This is a genomic window from Zymomonas mobilis subsp. mobilis ATCC 10988 (genome assembly GCF_000175255.2).
Classification (GTDB): domain Bacteria; phylum Pseudomonadota; class Alphaproteobacteria; order Sphingomonadales; family Sphingomonadaceae; genus Zymomonas; species Zymomonas mobilis.
The window spans coordinates 881,297-901,393 of record NC_017262.1; the positions used below are offsets into that span (position 1 = coordinate 881,297).

21 protein-coding genes are annotated in these 20,097 nt (G+C 47.1%); 15 read left to right on the forward strand and 6 right to left on the reverse strand.

Features of this window, described 5'->3' with window-relative positions:
• Positions 1-83 precede the first annotated feature (83 nt).
• The gene (locus tag ZMOB_RS03890; RefSeq protein ID WP_012817510.1) at positions 84-521 is read right to left on the reverse strand and encodes a phage major tail tube protein; all 438 of its coding nucleotides are present in this window, start codon (positions 519-521) and stop codon (positions 84-86) included.
• Between the two features lie 264 nt (positions 522-785).
• Entirely contained in the window at positions 786-1,913 is a 1,128-nt protein-coding gene (locus ZMOB_RS03895; protein WP_014500690.1) for an SEL1-like repeat protein, read from the reverse strand.
• Between the two features lie 937 nt (positions 1,914-2,850).
• Here ZMOB_RS03895 and ZMOB_RS03905 point away from each other — a divergent pair.
• From ZMOB_RS03905 to ZMOB_RS03920, 4 genes are all read left to right on the forward strand, one after another.
• Positions 2,851-4,356, forward strand: a complete 1,506-nt coding sequence (locus ZMOB_RS03905; protein WP_252507318.1) for a carbohydrate porin — start codon at positions 2,851-2,853, stop codon at positions 4,354-4,356.
• Between the two features lie 265 nt (positions 4,357-4,621).
• On the forward strand, positions 4,622-5,590 hold the full coding sequence (locus tag ZMOB_RS03910; RefSeq protein WP_014500693.1) for an aldo/keto reductase: 969 nt from the start codon (positions 4,622-4,624) through the stop codon (positions 5,588-5,590).
• Between the two features lie 136 nt (positions 5,591-5,726).
• Positions 5,727-7,028 (forward strand): histidine-type phosphatase, encoded by a 1,302-nt coding sequence (locus ZMOB_RS03915; RefSeq protein WP_014500694.1) that lies wholly within the window; start codon positions 5,727-5,729, stop codon positions 7,026-7,028.
• A gap of 41 nt (positions 7,029-7,069) precedes the next feature.
• Complete coding sequence (locus tag ZMOB_RS03920; RefSeq protein WP_011240038.1) at positions 7,070-7,339, forward strand: hypothetical protein; 270 nt, start codon at positions 7,070-7,072, stop codon at positions 7,337-7,339.
• 48 nt (positions 7,340-7,387) lie between these two features.
• Here the strand turns inward: ZMOB_RS03920 and ZMOB_RS03925 are convergent, their stop codons facing one another.
• Positions 7,388-8,536 carry a glycerate kinase family protein gene (locus ZMOB_RS03925; RefSeq protein ID WP_014500695.1) on the reverse strand — a complete coding sequence of 383 codons (1,149 nt, stop codon included), beginning with the start codon at positions 8,534-8,536 and terminating at the stop codon, positions 7,388-7,390.
• Between the two features lie 176 nt (positions 8,537-8,712).
• On the opposite strand from ZMOB_RS03925, the gene ZMOB_RS03935 reads away from it, so the two are divergent.
• The 3 genes from ZMOB_RS03935 (at position 8,713) to ZMOB_RS03945 (ending at position 12,157) form a co-directional block, all read left to right on the forward strand.
• Positions 8,713-9,273 (forward strand): PH domain-containing protein, encoded by a 561-nt coding sequence (locus tag ZMOB_RS03935; RefSeq protein ID WP_014500696.1) that lies wholly within the window; start codon positions 8,713-8,715, stop codon positions 9,271-9,273.
• Between the two features lie 85 nt (positions 9,274-9,358).
• The gene (glmS, locus tag ZMOB_RS03940) at positions 9,359-11,182 is read left to right on the forward strand and encodes a glutamine--fructose-6-phosphate transaminase (isomerizing) (RefSeq protein ID WP_014500697.1); all 1,824 of its coding nucleotides are present in this window, start codon (positions 9,359-9,361) and stop codon (positions 11,180-11,182) included.
• Between the two features lie 189 nt (positions 11,183-11,371).
• A complete protein-coding gene (locus ZMOB_RS03945; protein WP_011240034.1) occupies positions 11,372-12,157 on the forward strand; it encodes a sulfite exporter TauE/SafE family protein in 786 nt (261 codons plus the stop codon).
• 136 nt (positions 12,158-12,293) lie between these two features.
• Here ZMOB_RS03945 and ZMOB_RS09825 read toward each other — a convergent pair whose 3' ends face one another.
• Together ZMOB_RS09825 and ZMOB_RS03950 are read right to left on the reverse strand one after the other, a co-directional pair.
• Positions 12,294-12,440: a hypothetical protein gene (locus ZMOB_RS09825; protein WP_252507319.1), complete on the reverse strand. Its 147-nt coding sequence runs from the start codon at positions 12,438-12,440 to the stop codon at positions 12,294-12,296.
• Between the two features lie 21 nt (positions 12,441-12,461).
• The gene (locus ZMOB_RS03950) at positions 12,462-13,895 is read right to left on the reverse strand and encodes a tetratricopeptide repeat protein (RefSeq protein WP_014500698.1); all 1,434 of its coding nucleotides are present in this window, start codon (positions 13,893-13,895) and stop codon (positions 12,462-12,464) included.
• A gap of 462 nt (positions 13,896-14,357) precedes the next feature.
• Between ZMOB_RS03950 and ZMOB_RS03955 the strand changes: the two genes are divergently transcribed.
• From ZMOB_RS03955 to ZMOB_RS03985, 7 genes are all read left to right on the forward strand, one after another.
• Complete coding sequence (locus tag ZMOB_RS03955) at positions 14,358-14,954, forward strand: Maf family protein (RefSeq protein WP_014500699.1); 597 nt, start codon at positions 14,358-14,360, stop codon at positions 14,952-14,954.
• Positions 14,951-15,832 (forward strand): shikimate dehydrogenase, encoded by an 882-nt coding sequence (gene aroE, locus ZMOB_RS03960; RefSeq protein ID WP_011240026.1) that lies wholly within the window; start codon positions 14,951-14,953, stop codon positions 15,830-15,832. The genes ZMOB_RS03955 and aroE overlap by 4 nt, the downstream gene beginning before the upstream one ends.
• Positions 15,833-15,844: 12 nt before the next feature.
• Complete coding sequence (gene coaE / locus ZMOB_RS03965; protein WP_012817522.1) at positions 15,845-16,438, forward strand: dephospho-CoA kinase; 594 nt, start codon at positions 15,845-15,847, stop codon at positions 16,436-16,438.
• A 7-nt stretch (positions 16,439-16,445) separates the two neighbouring features.
• On the forward strand, positions 16,446-17,150 hold the full coding sequence (gene dnaQ, locus ZMOB_RS03970) for a DNA polymerase III subunit epsilon (protein WP_014500700.1): 705 nt from the start codon (positions 16,446-16,448) through the stop codon (positions 17,148-17,150).
• A 112-nt stretch (positions 17,151-17,262) separates the two neighbouring features.
• Entirely contained in the window at positions 17,263-17,865 is a 603-nt protein-coding gene (gene hpf, locus ZMOB_RS03975; protein WP_014500701.1) for a ribosome hibernation-promoting factor, HPF/YfiA family, read from the forward strand.
• Between the two features lie 200 nt (positions 17,866-18,065).
• Positions 18,066-18,527 (forward strand): PTS sugar transporter subunit IIA, encoded by a 462-nt coding sequence (locus tag ZMOB_RS03980; protein ID WP_011240022.1) that lies wholly within the window; start codon positions 18,066-18,068, stop codon positions 18,525-18,527.
• The gene (locus ZMOB_RS03985; protein ID WP_014500702.1) at positions 18,527-18,865 is read left to right on the forward strand and encodes a DUF1491 family protein; all 339 of its coding nucleotides are present in this window, start codon (positions 18,527-18,529) and stop codon (positions 18,863-18,865) included. The genes ZMOB_RS03980 and ZMOB_RS03985 overlap by 1 nt, the downstream gene beginning before the upstream one ends.
• 3 nt (positions 18,866-18,868) lie before the next feature.
• On the opposite strand, the gene ZMOB_RS03990 is transcribed toward ZMOB_RS03985, so the two are convergent.
• Entirely contained in the window at positions 18,869-19,471 is a 603-nt protein-coding gene (locus ZMOB_RS03990) for an ankyrin repeat domain-containing protein (protein ID WP_011240020.1), read from the reverse strand.
• Between the two features lie 179 nt (positions 19,472-19,650).
• Between ZMOB_RS03990 and ZMOB_RS03995 the strand changes: the two genes are divergently transcribed.
• The gene (locus ZMOB_RS03995) at positions 19,651-20,085 is read left to right on the forward strand and encodes a YcgN family cysteine cluster protein (protein WP_011240019.1); all 435 of its coding nucleotides are present in this window, start codon (positions 19,651-19,653) and stop codon (positions 20,083-20,085) included.
• The last annotated feature ends 12 nt before the right edge of the window (positions 20,086-20,097 follow it).

The window sequence follows — 20,097 nt, forward strand, 5'->3', positions numbered from 1 at the left end:
AAGACAGAAATCACTTTCCTCAAAAAGCTCTCAAAGTTTTTTGACAACAGGAAAGAGCAAGAGCATGCACCCCATCGACAGAATTATAAATCTTCCGGCGACAATCCCAAGGCTTCACGGGCGCGTTGACCAAGATCAAGCCCATTGATAACTTCAACCATATGGAAAGGATCGATTTCGGTAACTCGTTTCCCTTCGCGGCTTTCTTTATAATAGGAAAGTTTCAAAACAGCTTTGCCATTTTCCTTTTTCAGAACGCCTCTTCCGATAATCTCGACCGAAGGACTGCGTAACGAAAGTTTGGTAAAGCCTTTCTGCCGCACCGCTTCAACAAGGGCATCCTCCGCCGAAAAAGCTAAAATCCCTAAACTCGCCAAAGTCACTTCATCGGCAATAGAGGGATCATCAGACGGTATTTTTTTATAAACTGGCTCTGGCAATGATACCTCCGAAACCACGCCCAGAAGGTCATTTTCGGCATTAAAAAGCTGCATAACATCGAAATCTTGTGAAGCGTCCATCTTCCGGCCTTAACTGGGTTGTCGTGATGCCCTTTGCAGAAATTCTCTTTACCAAAGGAGAGTCCCCCTTTGGATTTCCATTTCTCAGAAACACCCTAAATATGACATAAATAACATATTTACACAAATAAAAGAAAATTTATAATAAAAAGGGTGATTAGGCTGTTCTTTTTATAAAAAACAGAAACCTTGTTTCGAGCAAAAAAAACTCTGCTAATCAAAAAGATAAGAGCCGCCTCTTGCCCGAACAAAAGGCTATTTATCCTATCCCGCCGAATTCAGTTTTTTCACTGGAAAGCTAGGATGCTTATCCAACCAAGATTGTGCCTCTTTTTTGGCCTCGGCAATCTGGGCAGGGGTCATCATTTTACTTAAAACCTGACAATTATTTTCGGCATTTTTTAGACCCAGACCGGCTGCCAGACTGAACCACATATAGGCATCCACATCATTTCGAGCAGCCCCCTCGCCCAAATGCGCCATTTTACCCAACATAAACAAGGCAACGACATCACCCTGCGCTGCCGCTTTCTGATACCAGAGGACGGCCTCTTTATAATTCTGGGATTTGCCTTTGGCCTGATGGTAAAGGAGGCTTGCCAAATTCAACTGCGCTTTCACAAAGCCTTGATCGGCGGCCTTCTGATACCAAGCCAAAGCGATCTTCTGATCCTGAACAACACCTTGGCCTTTTTCATAAAGATAGGCGATATTATATTCGGCAGCCGGAAATTTCTGATCGGCGGCCTTCTGATACCAAGTCGCAGCAGTCGCCATATCTTGGGTTACGCCCTGCCCCTGACTATACATCACGCCCAAATTATATTCAGCCAAAGCATAGCCTTGGGCAGCCGCTTTTTGATACCAGATAGCGGCTGTTTTATACTCTTGGGCTGTGCCAAGGCCTTGATAATACATATCGCCCAAATTGGTTTGGGCAACTTTGTCGCCTTGCCCTGCCGCACGCTGTAACCAAGTCAAAGCGGCCTGAAAATTCTGGGGGACACCGACACCATATTGATACATGCTGCCCACATTATTTTCAGCCTTCACAAAACCCTGATCGGCGGCTTTCTGATACCATGAAAAAGCGGTTTTATAATTTCTAGCTACGCCCTTTCCCCGTTCATACAATGCCCCCAAATAAAATTGGGCTTCGGCATGACCGAGATCCGCAGCCTTCTGAAAATACTCTCTGGCTTGGCTGTAGCTCTGGGCAACATTATGTCCGTGATAATAGCGAAGACCAGATTCAAAATTGTCATTTGCCTTTTTGACATCTGTCGTTTTCACCGCTGCATAAAGCGGGAAAGATGTCACCGGCGTTAAAGCCACCAATAATGGCAACCAGATATTTTTCTGAAAAAACAAGCTTCTTGTCGTCAGTATCACGGTTACACCCCTATTTTTTCAGAAACCGGAATAAAAGATACCGTCATCTTTCTGGCATGACAGAATAACAAGCTGTCTCAAAAAGATAACCCATGATAACTACCGACCATAGGCAAAATACAAATTATCGAGAACTGTGTTTTTGTTACCTGAACAAGATAATCTCCAGATCAAAAAACACATAATATCCGATTTTCGCGACAGAATAAGGCGCTTACAATATTTCAAAAATGAAGATTTTTGTTTTTTCAAATCATAAAAATATATCAACAAAAAAAGACTTTTTATGGGATAGATAAAGCCTAATTTATTGAAATTTTAAAACAAATAATGATTTCTAAATTACCAAAGCCGCATCAAAATCACGCCCCAATTTTTGAAACTGCCCTCAAATTCCTTTTCATCTGCATCAATCTTGTCTTTTTTCTGATTGCCCAAAAAGGCTTTTAAATCAGGCGATAACGGCCTTTTTGGGTTCTTTTCAATAAATCGAAGAAAACGATAACTGTAAAAAAAAGTTTGATAATGAAACGGATTATCATTAGCAATTTCGTCATTATGAAAAGATCGACTCAATATAGAGAAAGAAATGATACTTTGTATCATAAGCATAGCAAAAACAATAATGACGGATTCTTTTGAATGCTCCAGTCAATATCGCTTCTCATTTCTTGAAAGGCAAAAAGAAATCAAAGGCCAATCAGCCTTTTTATTTAAACGATACTAAATAATAAAGATTATCTTTTTTATTATTTCTTGATCAAATAGAAGGAAAATAAATATGATGCTCATTGACAGGGATAATGCTCAAAAGCACATCGCCTTCTTGAAAACAGATTTATTTTCAAATTCTATTTCCGAAAAGAGAAAAAAGATAATATGTACAGCTTGTTCTATGAATCATGCAAAAACTGATTGTCTCAAGACCTGTTTGCTTATGGCAAGCAGCTTATTTCTTCTTCCCTGCGCCACGGCTGCGACAGCCTCTTCTTACGACCAACCCGATACCCAAATACAAAGAGACAGCGCCAAATTAGGCAATTCAACACCCGCGGTCAGCCAAATCGACCCCGCCGCAGCCCGAGATTCAAAAACCGCAATCCCCTCACCTACCGCCGATAACAAAGATACGCTCGACACCAGCGGCAACCTCCTCGGTGATATGGGCGGGCTTCGGACATGGCTCTATAAATACGGCATTACATTTGATCTCGAAGAATATGACGAATTATGGGGTAATGTTTCCGGTGGTACCGGCGGCAAGCCCGCTTATGAAGGGGTCACCGCTCCGACTATTCGGGTTGATCTTGAAAAACTGATTGGCCTCAAAGGCGGCCTTTTCAATGTCAGCGCACTGCAAACCCGTGGGCGCTCGATCAGTCAGGAACAACTTTCCGTCTATAACCCTGTCAGCGGCTTTGAAGCAGACCGCTCCACCCGCTTATTTGAATTATGGTATCAACAAAGTTTCTTCCATGACAAATTAGACATCAAAATCGGGCAGCAAGATCTCTATACAGAATTTTTAATCAGCGATTACGGCGCGCTCTATTTGAACGCTAATTTCGGTTGGCCAATGGCACCTTCCGTCAATCTCTATGGTGGCGGGCCCGCATGGCCGTTGGCTTCTCCCGCCATCCGCTTCCGCTATCGCCCGACCAACCAGCTTACCGTTCTCTTTGCGGCTGCCGATGACAATCCTTCCGGCCACAGCTTTTACAACAGCGCAGATCCCACCAATCAAAGCGTCCATAAAGACGGTGCCAATTTCAATATGGGCGGCGGCGCGCTTTTGATTGCGGAATTACAATATGCCATCAATCCGCAACCGGATGATATGTCCACGGTTACCGAAAATCCGGGCTTACCGGGTATCTATCGCTTGGGCGGATTTTATGACACTGGACGTTTTCCCGACCAACGTTACGATACCAATGGTAATTTGCTCGCTTCACCAGACAGCAACGGCAATGCCCGAATGCATCGTGGCAACTGGATGATTTACGGTATTGTCGATCAAATGATCTGGCGGCCTTCTTTGGGGTCTCCAACCTCTCTTGGGGTCTTTGTTCGCCCGACTTTTAATATGGGCGACCGCAATATGGTTTCTTTTGCGATTGATGCTGGTCTCAATCTCAAAGCACCCTTTAAAGGACGCAATAATGACACCGTTGGACTGGCATGGGGTATGGGACGAACCAGTTCAGGCCAGCGTGCTTATGACCGCGATCTCCGTTATTTCAATGGGGGACGCTATCAACCGATCAGCGGCAATGAACATCATATAGAGCTGACTTATCAGGCACAAATCACGCCTTGGATGGTGCTACAACCTGATCTGCAATATATCATCAACCCATCGGGGGGCGTGCTTAATACGAATACCTATAAAAAGGTCGGCAACGAAGTTGTCTTCGGCCTACACAGCAATATCAGCTTCTAAAAAGTACCCTTTTCAATCTGGTGCTTCTCACCTTTTCAGCACCGGATTGGAAAGAAAACCAAAAATCACGCCCCCATAAAAGCGGTATCCTATCCAAAAAAAACCAAGATATTTTGCCTTTTTCCAAGAGACATTGGCACATTCAAATATTTACCGCCAAAGAAAGAATATGATAGACTTAGAAAATCGCTACCCTTTTTAATAGGGCAGGCTTTTTTCAAGCAAAGACTAAAAATAGTCCTGCTTTTTCAGCTTAGGATGCCTCATGAAACAGCGCCCGTTAGGAAAGACCGGATTCCAGATTGCCCCGATTATTTTTGGCGGCAATGTTTTCGGCTGGACAGTCGATGAAAAACGTAGCTTTGCGCTGTTGGATGCGTGGATTGATGCCGGTTTTAATGCCATTGATACCGCTGATATGTATTCGGCTTGGGTCGATGGGAATAAAGGCGGGGAATCCGAAAGCATCATCGGCCATTGGTTACAAGCCCATCCTTCCAAACGGGACAAGGTTCTTATTTTCACCAAGGTTGGCGGCGATTTCCGCGATGAAAAACGAAAAGGTCTCAAAGCGGGCTATATCCGCCTCGCCGTCGAGGCCTCGTTGCAAAGACTGTCAATCGAAGCCATTGACCTTTACCAGTCGCATTTTCCTGACGAAACCGTTGATGATGAAGAAACGCTCAGCGTTTACCAAGACCTCATCAAGGAAGGCAAAATCAGGGCAATCGGGGCTTCAAATTATACCGCCCCCCAGCTTGATCGCGCCTTGAAAATTGCCGCAGAGAAAAACCTTCCAGCTTATCAAACGCTGCAACCTGAATATAATCTTTATGACCGCTTCGGCTATGAAGGTGCCGTTGCCGATCTCTGCCTTGACCATACAATCGGGGTAATCCCTTATTACAGTCTGGCTTCCGGCTTTTTATCAGGGAAATACCGTTCCGAAGCCGATCTCGGCCAAAGCCAACGCGGTGCAGGCATCAAAAAATATCTAAACCCTCGCGGAATGCGCATCTTGGCCGCGCTGGATGAGGTCTCAAAAGGACAAAATGCCAAACCGGCAGAAATTGCCTTGGCATGGTTATTAACACGCCCTGCCATCACTGCCCCGATCGCCAGCGCGACCAGCATCGAACAAATGGCTAGCTTGAAAAAAGCCACTGAAATAAATCTGACACCCGATGAGGTTATACTGTTGAATGAGGCCAGTGCCGTTTTACCAACGGATTAACGAAAACTACTTTTCTTCTGATACAGATTTTTTAATGGGGCGTTGTTCAGTCGAAAGTTTTTAACCGGCCTTGCGATCGAAAATAGACATTTTCTCATAGCATAAAAACAAGGGGCATCATCGGGATGGATAAGCTGTGAAATATTGGGCGATACTAGGCAGCCTCCTATGCGTTTCTTTGGGGAGCAATGCGCTCGCGGCGAAACATGAACCTCGTTATATGCTGGAAAAGGTGGTTGAACTAAGCCGCCATGGTGTCCGTCCCCCGACAGAAAAAGAGGCCGAAGAAATTGCCAGCGGCACAAATCGAAATTGGCCGGAATGGGTAACGCCTCTTGGGGAATTGACCGGTCACGGCTATGCCGCATCCCTTCTCAAAGCGCGGTATGAAGGGGAATATTACCGGAAAACCGGCCTGTTAAAATCCGGCTGTGGCCTTTCGAAAGATGTCTATATCTGGAGCAGTCCAGTCGAACGCTCAAAAGCCACCGCCTTAGCCTATGTGGATGGGATGTTTCCGGCTTGTAATATCCCTATCCATTATAGCGATATGGATTCAGACTATCTTTTCCATTTTAATAAATTGGTGCCGCCTAATAGCGCCCCCGATCAAGCCAAAGCTGAAATAGAACAAATTTTGGGAAGCAATCTCGCCACAGCACGGCAAAGAATGCAGCCTGAGATAGCACGGCTTCGGGCAGCCGTCTGTATCGCCGGAAAAAGCTGCCCGATATTCGATACCCCTTGGCAAATAAAAACCAAGGATAAAGGCGGTATATCCGTTACCGGTCTCGAAAGCTTGGCCAGTATAGGGCAGGTGCTGTTACTCGAATATAGCGAAAACAAACCCCTTTCCGAGGTTGCTTTTGGAAAAGCCCCCGACGCCGCGACAATCGGCGCTTTGTTATCGCTACAGACGCTCCGCTATGATGTCGGAAATGATCGCCTTTCGGCTGCCAGACAAGGTGGATCAGTTTTATTAAATCAAATCCGCATGGCACTGGAATTGGGAACAGGCAGCGCGTCAAGCACGGGCAGACAAGCCATTGCAGGGCCTCCAGATGTCGCTTATTTGCTCTATGTTGCCCATGATACCAATATCGCCTTTATCAGACGCTTATTATCTTTCACATGGCAAGTCGGCGAATATCCTCGCGGCAATATCCCACCCAGCAGTAGCCTCGTTTTTGAAAGATGGCAGGACCGCGTAACGAAAAAACGCTTTATCCGGCTTTATTTTCAAACTCAGACGCTCGACCAAACGCGATCACTCACGCCGCTCGATCAACGTCATCCTCTGCTGACAGCCGAATTTAAAAAACCGGATTGTCAAAAGACCAAGGTCGGGACGCTTTGTCCTTTCGATGGCATGATTGCTCAAATGAACCAAGCGATTGATTATTCGACTGTTGCTATCGCTGCCCATCCGGTAAAGTAACGCCCCTTTTTGAATTTTCATTCGGGGTGTCAAAAAATATTATGAGAATAGAATTTACTTTTCCTTGCTTTGGCTCTTTACGGACAGTGGCCACCGATAATGCCCAATTCGGGGATGCCGTTATTTTCTTTGGCTGGTTCATCACTGAAACGGCCATGAATATCGCGGTAGAAGGCTACAAAGTTAAAATGGACGAAGTCATCCGTTTGGTTGTGATCGACGACGAAGGTAATGACATCACAACCCAAGTTGCCGATTTCTATGCCAAAGCCTCTGCCGATATTCAGGAAGAACATAGCCACGCTTCCTGAATATCCTTTGCAAGTCGGATATTTAAACTTCTGTTCAAAGGCCTGTTTTCATCCCACGGCTTTATCGGCTTTTATCAAACGAACGATATTTTCGGTGGTGCGCTCGACATTGGCCGCCGCCGATAACAAGGCCTGATCCAACGGTATCGCAGCCGGTAAAATCCCGAAAATCGCATCGATACCTTTTTGATACAAACTATCTATCTGCTCTCCGATATAGCCGCCCAAAGCAATAACCACTGTTTCAGGATTGGCTTTCTTAGCGGCTTTGGCTACCCCCATCGGCGTTTTTCCATATTGGGTCTGAAAATCGATACCGCCCTCGCCTGTTAGGACATAATCGGCATCTTTGCTTTTCTCCATCAACCCCGTGATACGGATAACCAGTTCAATACCTTTTTCTATTGTCGCATCGGTAAAAGCCAACAACCCACCACTTAATCCACCGGCAGCCCCCGCCCCCGCTTTTTCGGCAATCTCTTTACCCAAACTAGCCTTTATCAAATCGGCATAATGCCGCAAATTATCATCCAGCTGTCGAACCATGTCAGGATTGGCTCCTTTTTGGGGCGCGAAAACAGCACTGGCACCAATTTCCCCCACCAAAGGATTGGTTACATCGGAAGCAATAATAATTTCGGTGTCTGCTATGCGGGGATCAAGGCCAGAAATGTCGATCTCGGCCAAGGTGGATAAGCCACCGCCGCCTCGCGTAATCGGCCATCCTTTTTTATCAAGAAAGCGGACGCCCAAGGCTTCAGCCATACCGGCACCGCCATCATTGGTCGCACTGCCCCCCATGCCCATAATGATTTTTCTGATGCCACGGTCCAAAGCGGATTTCAGCAACTGGCCGGTGCCATAAGTAGTCGTGATTAGCGGGTTTTTGCTCTTCTCATCCACAAATTGAAGACCGCTCGCCGCAGCCATTTCGATGATAGCTGTCTTGCCATCGCCCAAAATACCATAATCAGCCATCACCGGCTGCATCAGGGGATTCATCACCCTTTCGCTTATTCGCTGGCCTTGGGTAGCATCAATCAAAGATTGTACCGTGCCTTCGCCCCCATCCGCCATAGGGAGAATGACCGTTTCGGCCTCGGGCAGAATCTTCTGGATAGCCCTTTCCATAGCAAGAGCTGCCTCTTTCGCGGTCAAGCTACCCTTAAAAGAATCCGGTGCCAGCAAGAATTTCATCTTCACGCTTTCTGTTTTTGTCACAATTTACCAGATTTAAAACCGGAGGCCTTGCCCAAAATCCTACCCATCCTAAATTATTCACGGTAATTTTTATCCGATCATGGATAGGATTGGCCTCAATATCATTATAAAAAATAGGATAAGCCAAGGCCTGATCGTCAAAGGACAAACAAATGATCGACTATAAAAATGCCGATAAAGCGACATTAAAGGCAGAATATAAACGCCTTTCTCGGGAAACCCACAATCTACCTTTCTTTACCAGAAAAGAATTCTACGCCCTTCCCGAAATACTGGGTGATGAAGAAATCCCTGTCGCCATTACTTCAGGCATGATGAATGATCATACATGGCTGATCGTGTTGACCAATCGCCGTATTTTATTCCTTGATAAAGGGATGCTGTTCGGGGGCAAACAGGTCATTATCAGCTTGGCCGATATTACGGCTATCCAAGGCTCTACCGGTCTGATTTATGGTGAAATCACGATCAGTACCGCCGGACAAAAGCACGAAATCAGCCATATTTATAAAAAGGCTGTTAATAGCTTTATCCAAATGACGGATAAAGAACGGGATCAATATCGCTCCGATCCGATCCAGAAAATCAAACCCTTCCATCAGAATACCTCGGATAAAGTTACCCAATTGGAAAAACTAGCCGCCCTTAAAAATCAGGGCATCCTGACAGAAGAAGAATTTGAAAAAGAAAAAAGGCGTATTTTGGCCTTATAAAAGACGAAAATATTTCTTACATTGCCCCCATCTCAAAGACAGTCCGCCTTTCAAAATAGATATCACAAAATCGGGAAACAGAATTATGTGCGGTATTATCGGTATTATCGGACGCGAAGACCTTTCAGAACGCCTTTTCCAAGGATTAAGACGGCTGGAATATCGCGGTTATGATTCTGCCGGTATGTGTACGATCCATGATGGCAAACTCGATCGCCGCCGTGCCGAGGGAAAACTCGACAATCTCGGTCGGGTGCTGGCTAATGATCCACTTCCTGGTAAAATCGGCATTGCTCATACGCGTTGGGCAACTCATGGCGCACCAACGGTTGCCAATGCCCATCCCCATATTGCGGGTGATGTCGCGGTGGTTCACAATGGCATCATTGAAAATTTCAAAACACTGCGTGACGAATTACTGGAACGCGGCCATCATTTTGAAAGCGAAACTGATACCGAGGTTGTCGCCCATCTTCTTGATGAACAGATGCAGGCCGGCAAAGACCCGCGTCATGCTGTTTCCAAGGTTCTAAAAAAATTGCGGGGTGCTTTTGCACTCGCCATCCTTTTTAAAAATTATCCCGATCTCTTGATTGGTGCCAGACTGGGTTCACCCTTGGTCGTTGGCTATGGCGATGGCGAAAATTATCTTGGATCGGATGCCTTGGCTTTGGCACCGCTGACCCAGAAAATCAGCTATCTCGAAGAAGGCGATTGGGTCGTTCTTACGCGTGAAGGTATCGAAGTCCACGATATCGAAGACAGAATTGTCGAAAGACCGGTGGTGCTATCCGGTGCCAGTGGCCTGATGGTTGAAAAAGGCAATTACCGCCATTTCATGCAGAAAGAAATCTTTGAACAGCCAGTAGTCGTTGCTCAAACTTTACAAAGCTATCTTCGTCCGGTTGAAGGACAGGTCGCGTTGCCAGACCCCGATTTTGATCTCTCCCAAATCAAAAGAGTGACGATCGTAGCCTGCGGCACCAGCTATTATGCCGGTATGGTTGCCCGCTATTGGATCGAGCGTTTTGCGCGTGTGCCAGTCGAAATCGAGGCCGCATCAGAATATCGCTATCGTGAACCCGTGATGGAAGAAGGCGGTCTATCACTCTTTATCAGCCAATCGGGCGAAACCGCCGATACCTTGGCTGCACTTCGCCATGCTAGGGCAGGGGGACAGAAAATTGCCGTCGTTGTCAATGTCCCAACCAGCAGCATGGCACGCGAAGCTGATTTACTTCTCCCGACCCATGCTGGCCCTGAAATCGGGGTGGCCTCGACCAAGGCCTTTACGTGCCAACTCGCTGTCTTGGCCGCATTTGCTACTCATATCGCAAGGGTCAAAGGACAGCTCACACAACAAGAAGAACAGGACATCGTCCGCCATCTCGCAGAAGCCCCTGCGGCACTCAATGCAGCTCTGGCTTTCAATGACACAATCGAAAATGTTGCAACAGCCATCGCCCCCGCGCGGGATGTCCTTTATATTGGACGGGGGCCCGATTATCCCTTGGCGATGGAAGGCGCGCTCAAATTAAAAGAGATCAGCTATATCCATGCCGAAGGTTACGCGGCGGGTGAAATGAAGCACGGGCCTATCGCGCTTATTGATGACAAGGTGCCGATTATCGTTCTGGCTCCATCAGGGCCTCTTTTTGAAAAAACCGTTTCTAATATGCAGGAAATGCAAGCAAGAGGCGGCAAGGTTATTCTGATTTCTGATGAGAAAGGTATTCAGGAAGCCGGAGATAACTGCCTTGCAACTTTGACGATGCCCAAGGTGCATCCTCTCATTGCCCCGATCGTCTATGCTATTCCGGTGCAATTACTGGCCTATCATGTCGCCGTTATCAAAGGCACCGATGTCGATCAGCCCCGAAATTTGGCCAAAAGTGTTACGGTCGAATAGTAAATTTATACCGACTGATAGTAAAACTATATTTTTCTTAACAGCGGCTTTCCCTAATTTGGTTGTGACGGAAACACTCCTTTTCAAAGGGGTGTTTCTTTGCAATCGGGGGCAAAGGCAAATCTAGGCGAGAATTCTCCCGCTTCTGTCTTCCCGATTGTCCGATAACGATACAAAACGGGAATGCCTATGTCCGCCCTTCATGCTTTACAGCCGCTCTATTCACTTTCTGGCTTGGTGATCGGTTTTCTGGTGGGCATGACGGGTGTCGGCGGCGGTTCCTTGATGACACCGCTCCTTATCTTGCTCTTCGGTGTTCACCCCCAAACGGCTGTCGGAACGGATCTTCTCTATGCCTCGGCCACCAAATTTGTCGGAACGGGGATTCACGGTTTCAAAGGTTCGGTCGATTGGAAGGTCGTAACCCGCTTATGCGCAGGTAGTATTCCGGCCTCTATCCTCAGCTTGGTTTTCCTGCATTATCTCGGAATGCCGTCGTCAACGACTTCTCGCATTATCTCTGTCACCTTGGGCATTGCCCTATTACTGACCGCTCCCAGCGTTCTTTTCCGTGAAAAGATCAGAGCATGGGCAAGCCGCCGCAGCAAACCTTTGGGTGAAAAAAGCACCGCTTTTCTGACGGTTTTTCTTGGTTTTCTGCTCGGTGTCTTGGTGTCGCTGTCCTCGGTCGGTGCGGGCGCGATCGGTGTCACGGTGCTGATTATGCTCTATCCGACTTTACCAACCGCTAAAATTGTTGGTTCCGATATTGCCCATGCTGTGCCGTTAACCCTTATCGCCGGATCAGGTCACTGGCTGATGGGTGCCATCAATATTCCGATGCTGATTTCTTTATTGGTCGGCTCGATACCGGGTATCATCTTGGGCAGCCTGTTTATCGGTAAAGTCAACGAAACCGTGCAACGCTCGGTCTTGGCGACCATTCTTCTGGTTGTCGGCTTGCGCCTCGTCTGATTGAAATCTGATTTATTCTAAATCCAAAAACCGGATAGCCCAAGCTGTCCGGTTTTTCTGTATCAAGCCCCCGCTTTAAATTCTTTCTCCTGCCCTTTCTCCAGCATCCCCCAAATAATCCCAAGCCAAGCACTTTTTATGAAGGCGCAACCACTTTCTCATCGGACAGATTCAACAATATTTTTTTGAGAAGCCCTGCCAAGATTTGACGTTGTTCCGGCTCCAGCCCGTCCAAGACCCCATTTTGAACCTCGGTATGTGTTTTTACGGCTTGTTCAATCAAAGCCTCAATCTACTATTGCTTTTAATTAGAAACCGCGTCTTCTTTGGCCTTCGGTGAAGCCGCATCTTTCTTGGCGTCTTCAGCGGCCTGATAGAGCATCGCCATGCCTTGGGCATGATCGTCCAGCCTGTCGTCTATCTCGGCAAAGGCTTTATCAAAGGCCTTACGATGCCAATAAACGGCCTGTTCTTTGTTTTTCTCAACCCCGATCCCTTTTTCATAAAGGGTTGATAATTTAATCTCGGCGGGTTTGTAATGATGGCGTGCCGATCTTTCATACCATGAAAAGGCTTGCTTAAAATCCTGCGGGACAACCTGCCCCTTGGAATACATATCGCCCAATTTCATTTCAGCATCATAGGCTTGGGTATGATAAAAATCAGCCGTTGCCTTCCGATACCAAACCAGAGCCTGTTTGAAATCCTGCGGCACTGCCAAGCCACTATAATAGATATTCCCGATAGCATTTTCGGCGCGACTGTCATTTTGGGCAGCCGCTTTCTGATACCATGCCAAGGCTTTCGGATAATTCCGGTCTATTTTCTGGCCTTCAAAATAAAGGTCACCCATCACAGTTGCTGGATTATCAAAATGATGTTTTGCCCATGCCTTTTGGTAATATTCGGCCGCTTTATCGTCATCTTTCTGGGTGCCTTCACCCTGATGATACATCTCAGCCAATTGCTCTTCAGCCTCTTCAGAACCCTGATTGGCCGCTTTTTCACACCAATAAAAAGCCTTTTTGCTGTCTTTTTCAGTGGCATCACCATGATAATAGGCCATAGCCAGATCAATCTGCCCTTGAATATTGCCTCCTTCGGCAGCTCGATTATACCAGAAAGCGGCTTTTTGGGGGTCTTTTCCTGTGCCCTGACCGTCACGATAAAAGCGCCCTAATGCGCTCTCCGCAGGATGGAACCCCTGATTGGCTGACTTCTCCATCCAGTAAAAAGCAGTGTCTGGATCGACCCTTTCATTGCCATTTTGGGGGTTATAAAAACGAGCCATATTATATTCTGCGAAAGGATCACCCAGACGAGCGGCTTTTTCTGTCCAGTAAAAAGCCTTTTCAAGATCTTCAGGGATACCCTTTCTTCCGAAATGATAGATATTTCCTAGCAAGGCTTCGGCCGCAGGATAGCCTTGTTCCGCCGATTTCTCTATCCAGTAACGCGCCTGCAAAAAATCCTGCGCTGTTCCCAAGCCTTCATGATATAAAGCCCCCAAATTATATTCTGCCTTTGGATTGCCACCAGAAACAGCTTGCTGCATTTTCATAAAACCGCGGGCTTGATCGTCCTTATTCTGACTTTTCAAATTATGTATTGCCTGCGTAAAGGCTTGAGGAGCTGTCATAACCGCAGGCGGGTTTGCCTCTGCCCAAAGCGGGGTTATCACCAGCGGCGCAGACAAAATCATCGAGAGCTTCATCATCCAAGAACCAGCGGCTTTCATACATCCCCCCGATAGAAATATTTTAATATAATTGAACAGCAGTATAATTCATCTAAAAACAGCCTAAATATTGTTATCATTATTACAAATAACACTATCTCAGACTATCCATTTATTTTATTTCATCTATCCCCAATCTATAGAAATGAAGAAATAGCTATCCTTAAAACCTCATTACATTCAAATTTTTTAAAAAAAAGAAATATTACAACAGAAAAAGCGCAATTTTAATAGATTATTTTTAGATTTATTTATAATTTAATGCTTTAAAATAAATATTAAAAGCAATTTTAAATCTAAATAAAATAAAAATGCTCTACATCGATAAAAACACTAAAATGAGGATTAAGAATAAGATCATATCTTTTTTGCCTCAAAAAACAAAAGACGCAAAAAAAGATCGGTTTTTCCCGAAAAAAAGCTATTCTGACCTTTGTCAAAAATTGCTTTCAGGAAAATTTTATGGCGCTTATTCTCGCTTCTTCTTCCAAAATCAGATCAGCCCTTTTGACTGCCGCCGGTGTGCCTTTTGCCATCCAGACTGCCGAAGTTGAGGAGACCGCGATCAAGGAAAAATGGCAGGCTGAAAAGCGGGATAATAGCCAGCTGGCGCTCACTCTCGCCGAAGCCAAGGCACAAGCCGTCGCGGATCATTATCCCGATGATCTTGTTTTAGGGTGTGACTCAACTGTCATGACGGAAGAAGGTGCCTTGTTGAGCAAGCCCGTCAGCCGACAAGATGCCGCCGATCATCTCCGGTTATTGGCTGGAAAATCACATATTCTGACCAGTGCCGTCGCCATTATTGAAAAAGGCAAAACGGTTTTTCGCCATCACGACAGCGCCACTTTGACGATGCGCGCTTTTTCCGACAGCTTTCTCTCTCATTATCTTGATCAGGAATGGCCAGAAATCGGCTATTGCGTAGGTGGCTACCGCCTGGAAGGCCTCGGTATTCAACTTTTTGAAGCTATCCAAGGCGATCATTTTACGATTATGGGGCTTCCACTGCTTCCTTTGCTTGCCTATTTGCGTAAAGCCTCAATAGTAGAGGCATGAGCAATACAGAAAATAAACGCCCCGTCCCCGCCACTGCCGGTGTGATCGGTTGGCCAATCGCCCATAGCCAGTCTCCGGCGCTGCACCGCTTTTGGTTGGAAGCCTGCGGCATCAATGGCGATTACAGTCGTTTTCCCGTGCATCCCGACCATCTCGCCCAAGCTATCAAGGCGTTACCCGCATGGGGGATGCGCGGGGTCAATGTCACGGTGCCGCATAAACAAGCTGTCATTCCGTTACTGGATGAGATTGACCCGCTGGCTGAAAAAGCAGGCGCCGTAAATATTGTCAGGGTAGCCGAAGACGGTCGCTTGCAAGGCTATAACAGCGACATTACCGGCTTCATGGAAGCACTCCAACCAGCCATAAAAGCCCAAGGGGCAGGTCTGCGGAAAGCCTTCATCGTTGGTGCGGGTGGAGCTGCTCGCGCCGTGGCTTTGGGGCTGACCGAGGCCGGTTTCACCTGCCAGATCGTCAACCGCAATTTTGAAAAAGCCCGCGCTTTGGCAAGGGATATCGGGGCATTGCGCGGCGACATCGAATTTCACAGTCTGGAAGACAATCGCGAACCCGAATTTACGCTTCAGGATGGCGAATTAGGGGTAATCGTCAATGCCACGACTTTGGGGATGTCTGGCCAGCCGCCGCTTGATCTCAGCCTTGAAAAGGTCGATCCGCGCAGTCTTGTCTATGACATCGTTTACGTTCCTTTGGAAACGCCTTTGTTAAAGGCCGCAAAAGCGCGCGGGATGCAGACAATAGACGGTCTTTCGATGTTGATCGGACAAGCTGCCGCCGCCTTTGAACTCTTTTATGATCGTAAACCCCCGCGCGACCAAGATCAGGCTTTGCGGGCGTTACTGACCAAGAAAGCATAAACAAGGGATCATATGATTATTTTAGGCCTGACCGGCTCCATTGCCATGGGGAAATCAACGGTTTCCCGTCTTTTTACGCAAATGAAGCGCCCTGTTTTTGATGCCGATAAAGTCGTGCATCAATTACAAGCCCCTAATGGACGATTACTCTCCGCAATCGGTCAGGCCTTTCCTGGGGTTATTGATGAAAAAGGCGTGAACCGCCAAAAACTCGGCGCACAGCTCCTACAAAAACCCGAAGGTTTTCGCCGCCTCGAAGCAATCATCCATCCAGCCGTTGTCGAAGAACTCCATCTGTTTTTACGAAAAAACCGCAGTCACCCTCTGGTGATTGTCGATATCCCTCTGTTATTCGAGGCCGGTTTTACCCGTTCGGTCGATTATATCGCGGTGGTTTCCGCGCCCTATTGGATACAAAAAAGACGGGCATTATCGCGCCCCAATATGACCGAATCACGCTTTCGTGGATTGCTGGCACGCCAATGGCCAGACCGCAAAAAAAGACAACAGGCCGATTTTATTATTGAGAATGGCCGCAATATTATCGCCCTTGCCGCGCAAGTCAGGCAGATCACCGGTTGCCTTGTCGGACAAGGTAGCCGATAGTGCCGTTATGCGCGAAATTGTCTTTGATACCGAAACCACCGGCCTCAGCCCCATTAACGGCGATCGTCTGGTTGAAATCGGTTGTGTCGAGCTGATCAACAAGGTTGAGACAGGTAACAGCTTTCATTGCTATTTTAATCCCGAACGGCCAATGGATGCCGTCGCGGAATCGATCCATGGTTTGTCTGATGCCTTTTTGGCAGACAAGCCGCTTTTTGCCGACAAAGCGCAAGAATTGCTTTCCTTTATCAAATTGTCGCCTTTGGTCGCCCATAATGCGGCCTTCGATTTTGGCTTTTTGAATTACGAATTGGATAAATGCGGCCTTCCGACCATTTGTATGACCCGAATGGTCGATACCTTGGCGATTGCGCGCGGCAAACATCCCGGTGCCAAACATACCCTTGACGCATTATGTACCCGCTACGGTATTGACCGCAGCCATCGTGTCAAACATGGCGCCTTGCTCGATGCCGAATTGCTGGCACAGCTTTATGTCGAACTGACAGGCGGACGGCAAATCGGTATGGCCTTGGATGACAATAACGGCCAATCCGATGGACGCTTGTCTGTCCCGAACACGGTTTCCGGTCTACCTCGTAATAAAAAGGTCAAAAGACAACCGAGACCCCACGAGGCCAGCCCACAAGAATTATTGCGTCACGGCGCGTTTATCGACAAAATTTCTAATCCTGTCTGGCGTCGGGCGTGAAACAAAATCTAGGTTTCTGACGTTAATAAAGACGGATGTGATCATTTTCTCTTTTTGAGAGATTTGGGGCTTATAAGTTACAAGATTTTTTAAGTGCATGGAGGGAGTCAAGATGGATATCCGTATTTCCGGCCATCAGATTGATACGGGCGCGGCTTTAAGAGAATATGTCAATGACCATCTTAGCCAGATCGTCAGCAAATATTTCCCCAAATGCCTAAGCGCCTCTGTCACTTTCGGTAATCGTCGCCACGCTATTATTTCCTGCGATATTATTATCCATGCCATGCGGGATATTATTCTGAAAGCAGGCGGCATAGACAAAGACGCCCATGCCGCTTTCGATCAGGCCGCCGCCAAGATTGAAAAACAATTACGGCGACATCACCGACGTTTACAGACCCGCATCCAGCAAAATACGCCTTCTATTGATGAAGCCGCTATCGCCCTTACGGAGGCAACAGCCAAGGCGGATCAGGATAACGCGCATTATACGGTCTTTGACATTGAAGAGGATGAAAAAGAACAAGGCGATCATCCTCCCGTCATTGCCGAAATGCAGGTTGATATTCCAACAGCCAGCGTTTCCGATGCTGTTTTGATGCTCGATCTTCGCAACACGACGGCTTTGCTCTTCGTGAACAGCAAATCGGGTCATCATAATATGGTTTATCGTCGGGTAGATGGTACCATCGGTTGGGTTGAGCCGCGATAGTCGTTAAATATTCAGATAGACGGAGATAATAAACGGGAGAGAGGTCGCTCCCTCTTTTCAAGAGAATTATCGACCCCTCTCCCCCGTTTCCGGAAGGAATATTGCTAGAATTTTGACTTTATTTTCTGAAAGGCCGTGTCTTTCAGAAAATGTCTGATGCTGCGATCTTTGCAATCGTGGGCATATAAAGGCGAAAAAACATGAATGAACTGGCCGATATAATCGCGCCGGACAGGATTGAGGTGAATTTCAATCCTTCTAACAAAAAAACACTCTTCCAGCAGGTTGCCCAATGGGCTGGGCGAGAATTTCTAATTAACCCCAAGGTTATCGCCGAACGGTTACATGAAAGAGAAACGCTCGGTTCGACAGGTTTTGGTCACGGTATTGCGATACCACATGGCAAGCTCGACAGCCTGAAAAAAGTCTCCGGCTTTTTTGTCCGCCTGAAAGAACCGATCGAATTTGATGCCGTGGATAAATTGCCGGTTGATCTGTTGTTTTTCCTGTTTTCTCCAACAGAAGCCGGCATCGACCATTTACGCAGCTTGGCTTGCGTCAGTCGTCGGCTACGGGATGAAACTTTGCGGGCAAAATTGCGGGGGGCTGGCTCTCGTGATGCGCTTTATGCGTTGCTGCTCGATGACGGCGGTCATGCCTGATGACAGAACCACGTCTGGCCACGCATATCTTGGTAAAAGCCTTGTTACGGCAGATGGATACTGCCGGACAATCGATGATGGTGCTCAAAAAGGGCGAAGCCGAAGCAGGCAGCTTGATTTTGGTCATCACGGAACAAGGTCGCCCGCTCTATTTGCTTGAACGGGCATTCCTTCCCGAAGGTCGCTATGGCTGGGGACGCGCGGCCATTGCCGAGAATGCGGATGAATCTGAATTCACCCGCTATATCGACAAGCGGAAACGCTTTGACCCCGATCTATGGATTATCGAATTGGAAGGACGGCAAAGCGAAAGCCTTGCCCTTTCCCTTCTCGCCTAAAAATCAGCGGCGCAGCACAGGGCCCATCATCGGCTTTTTAACAATGGGCTGCGCCGTATCCAAAATTTTCACAATAGCCGAAGATCGACCATCCTGTCCGGCATAATCCAAAGCTGAACGTCCGGCGATATGATCTTTGATGGACGGATCAGCATGATTATCGACCAGCAATCTGACCATTTGTAAATTGCGGTTTTGCACGGCAATAATCAACGGGGTCTGACCGCTATTATCGGTAATATTGGGATCGGCACCGCCTTCCAGTAATAATTGCGCGCCATCTGCCCAACCGATCTGGGTTGCCACCATCAAAGGCGTTTGCCCCGCCTTGTTTTTAGCATCGACCCGCGCTCTTTTATAAAGGAAATAGGCTAACCACGCATTATCCCGCCCTCTGGTTGTCAGATGCAAAGCGGTGTCGCCCGTGTTATAATCCTTACTGTCGATGATGCTGGGCTGACGATCGACAAGGGTCGTAATCTGAGTAGTGTCATGATCACGAACCGCTTTTAGAAAAGTATAGTTATCACTCTCCGCCTGTGCCGCTATCGGGGTCACAGCCAATCCCAAGGCCAATATAAAGCCGGAAATTTTTCTAAAAGACATTTCTTTCTCCGCTTGGCGACATGGTTTTTCCTGTCACCCTTCTTTTTATACTTATCAATGGGCAATCAGGCTATTTTCATAATATTACAGGAAATATCACTACAAAAGGCCGGTTAACAGGTTATGGAAAAATCCTGTTTCCTTTTCCAAAAAATTTTCCAATGCATAAAGGCTTATAAATGATTGATCGTTTCTGGGAAAAAATTCCGTTGGACGCCATGAAAAGGGAGGAATGGGAAGCCCTATGCGATGGCTGCGGCAAATGCTGTCTTTTCAAACTCGAAGATGAAGATACCGGCGATGTTGTTTATACCAATGTGGCCTGCCGCCTTTTAGATCGTGCCAGCGGCCAATGCTGTAATTACAAGCATCGCAAAAAATACGTTCCCGATTGCGTTCGTCTAGAGGTCTCGTTACTCGGCAAAATCCCGTGGCTTCCCGAAAGCTGCGCCTATCGCTTGCTCTACGAAGGCCAAGCTTTACCGGAATGGCATTATCTCCTTTGTGGTGATCGCGATGCCGTGCATCGGGTAGGTGAATCCGTCCAAGGCTGGACAGTATCCGAAGATCAAGCCGGTGATCTTGAAAATCACCTTGTCGAGCCTCCGATCTAAAAATGGGTCAAT

What these genes read in the sequence shown, in the direction of transcription:
- ZMOB_RS03890 (WP_012817510.1), bottom strand. Translation starts at nt 521, where the DNA reads ATGGACGCTTCACAAGATTTCGATGTTATGCAGCTTTTTAATGCCGAA.
- ZMOB_RS03905 (WP_252507318.1), top strand. Translation starts at nt 2,851, where the DNA reads ATGGCAAGCAGCTTATTTCTTCTTCCCTGCGCCACGGCTGCGACAGCC.
- ZMOB_RS03910 (WP_014500693.1), top strand. Translation starts at nt 4,622, where the DNA reads ATGAAACAGCGCCCGTTAGGAAAGACCGGATTCCAGATTGCCCCGATT.
- ZMOB_RS03920 (WP_011240038.1), top strand. Translation starts at nt 7,070, where the DNA reads ATGAGAATAGAATTTACTTTTCCTTGCTTTGGCTCTTTACGGACAGTG.
- ZMOB_RS03925 (WP_014500695.1), bottom strand. Translation starts at nt 8,536, where the DNA reads ATGAAATTCTTGCTGGCACCGGATTCTTTTAAGGGTAGCTTGACCGCG.
- ZMOB_RS03935 (WP_014500696.1), top strand. Translation starts at nt 8,713, where the DNA reads ATGATCGACTATAAAAATGCCGATAAAGCGACATTAAAGGCAGAATAT.
- glmS (WP_014500697.1), top strand. Translation starts at nt 9,359, where the DNA reads ATGTGCGGTATTATCGGTATTATCGGACGCGAAGACCTTTCAGAACGC.
- ZMOB_RS03945 (WP_011240034.1), top strand. Translation starts at nt 11,372, where the DNA reads ATGTCCGCCCTTCATGCTTTACAGCCGCTCTATTCACTTTCTGGCTTG.
- ZMOB_RS03950 (WP_014500698.1), bottom strand. Translation starts at nt 13,895, where the DNA reads ATGAAAGCCGCTGGTTCTTGGATGATGAAGCTCTCGATGATTTTGTCT.
- ZMOB_RS03955 (WP_014500699.1), top strand. Translation starts at nt 14,358, where the DNA reads ATGGCGCTTATTCTCGCTTCTTCTTCCAAAATCAGATCAGCCCTTTTG.
- aroE (WP_011240026.1), top strand. Translation starts at nt 14,951, where the DNA reads ATGAGCAATACAGAAAATAAACGCCCCGTCCCCGCCACTGCCGGTGTG.
- coaE (WP_012817522.1), top strand. Translation starts at nt 15,845, where the DNA reads ATGATTATTTTAGGCCTGACCGGCTCCATTGCCATGGGGAAATCAACG.
- dnaQ (WP_014500700.1), top strand. Translation starts at nt 16,446, where the DNA reads ATGCGCGAAATTGTCTTTGATACCGAAACCACCGGCCTCAGCCCCATT.
- hpf (WP_014500701.1), top strand. Translation starts at nt 17,263, where the DNA reads ATGGATATCCGTATTTCCGGCCATCAGATTGATACGGGCGCGGCTTTA.
- ZMOB_RS03980 (WP_011240022.1), top strand. Translation starts at nt 18,066, where the DNA reads ATGAATGAACTGGCCGATATAATCGCGCCGGACAGGATTGAGGTGAAT.
- ZMOB_RS03985 (WP_014500702.1), top strand. Translation starts at nt 18,527, where the DNA reads ATGACAGAACCACGTCTGGCCACGCATATCTTGGTAAAAGCCTTGTTA.
- ZMOB_RS03990 (WP_011240020.1), bottom strand. Translation starts at nt 19,471, where the DNA reads ATGTCTTTTAGAAAAATTTCCGGCTTTATATTGGCCTTGGGATTGGCT.
- ZMOB_RS03995 (WP_011240019.1), top strand. Translation starts at nt 19,651, where the DNA reads ATGATTGATCGTTTCTGGGAAAAAATTCCGTTGGACGCCATGAAAAGG.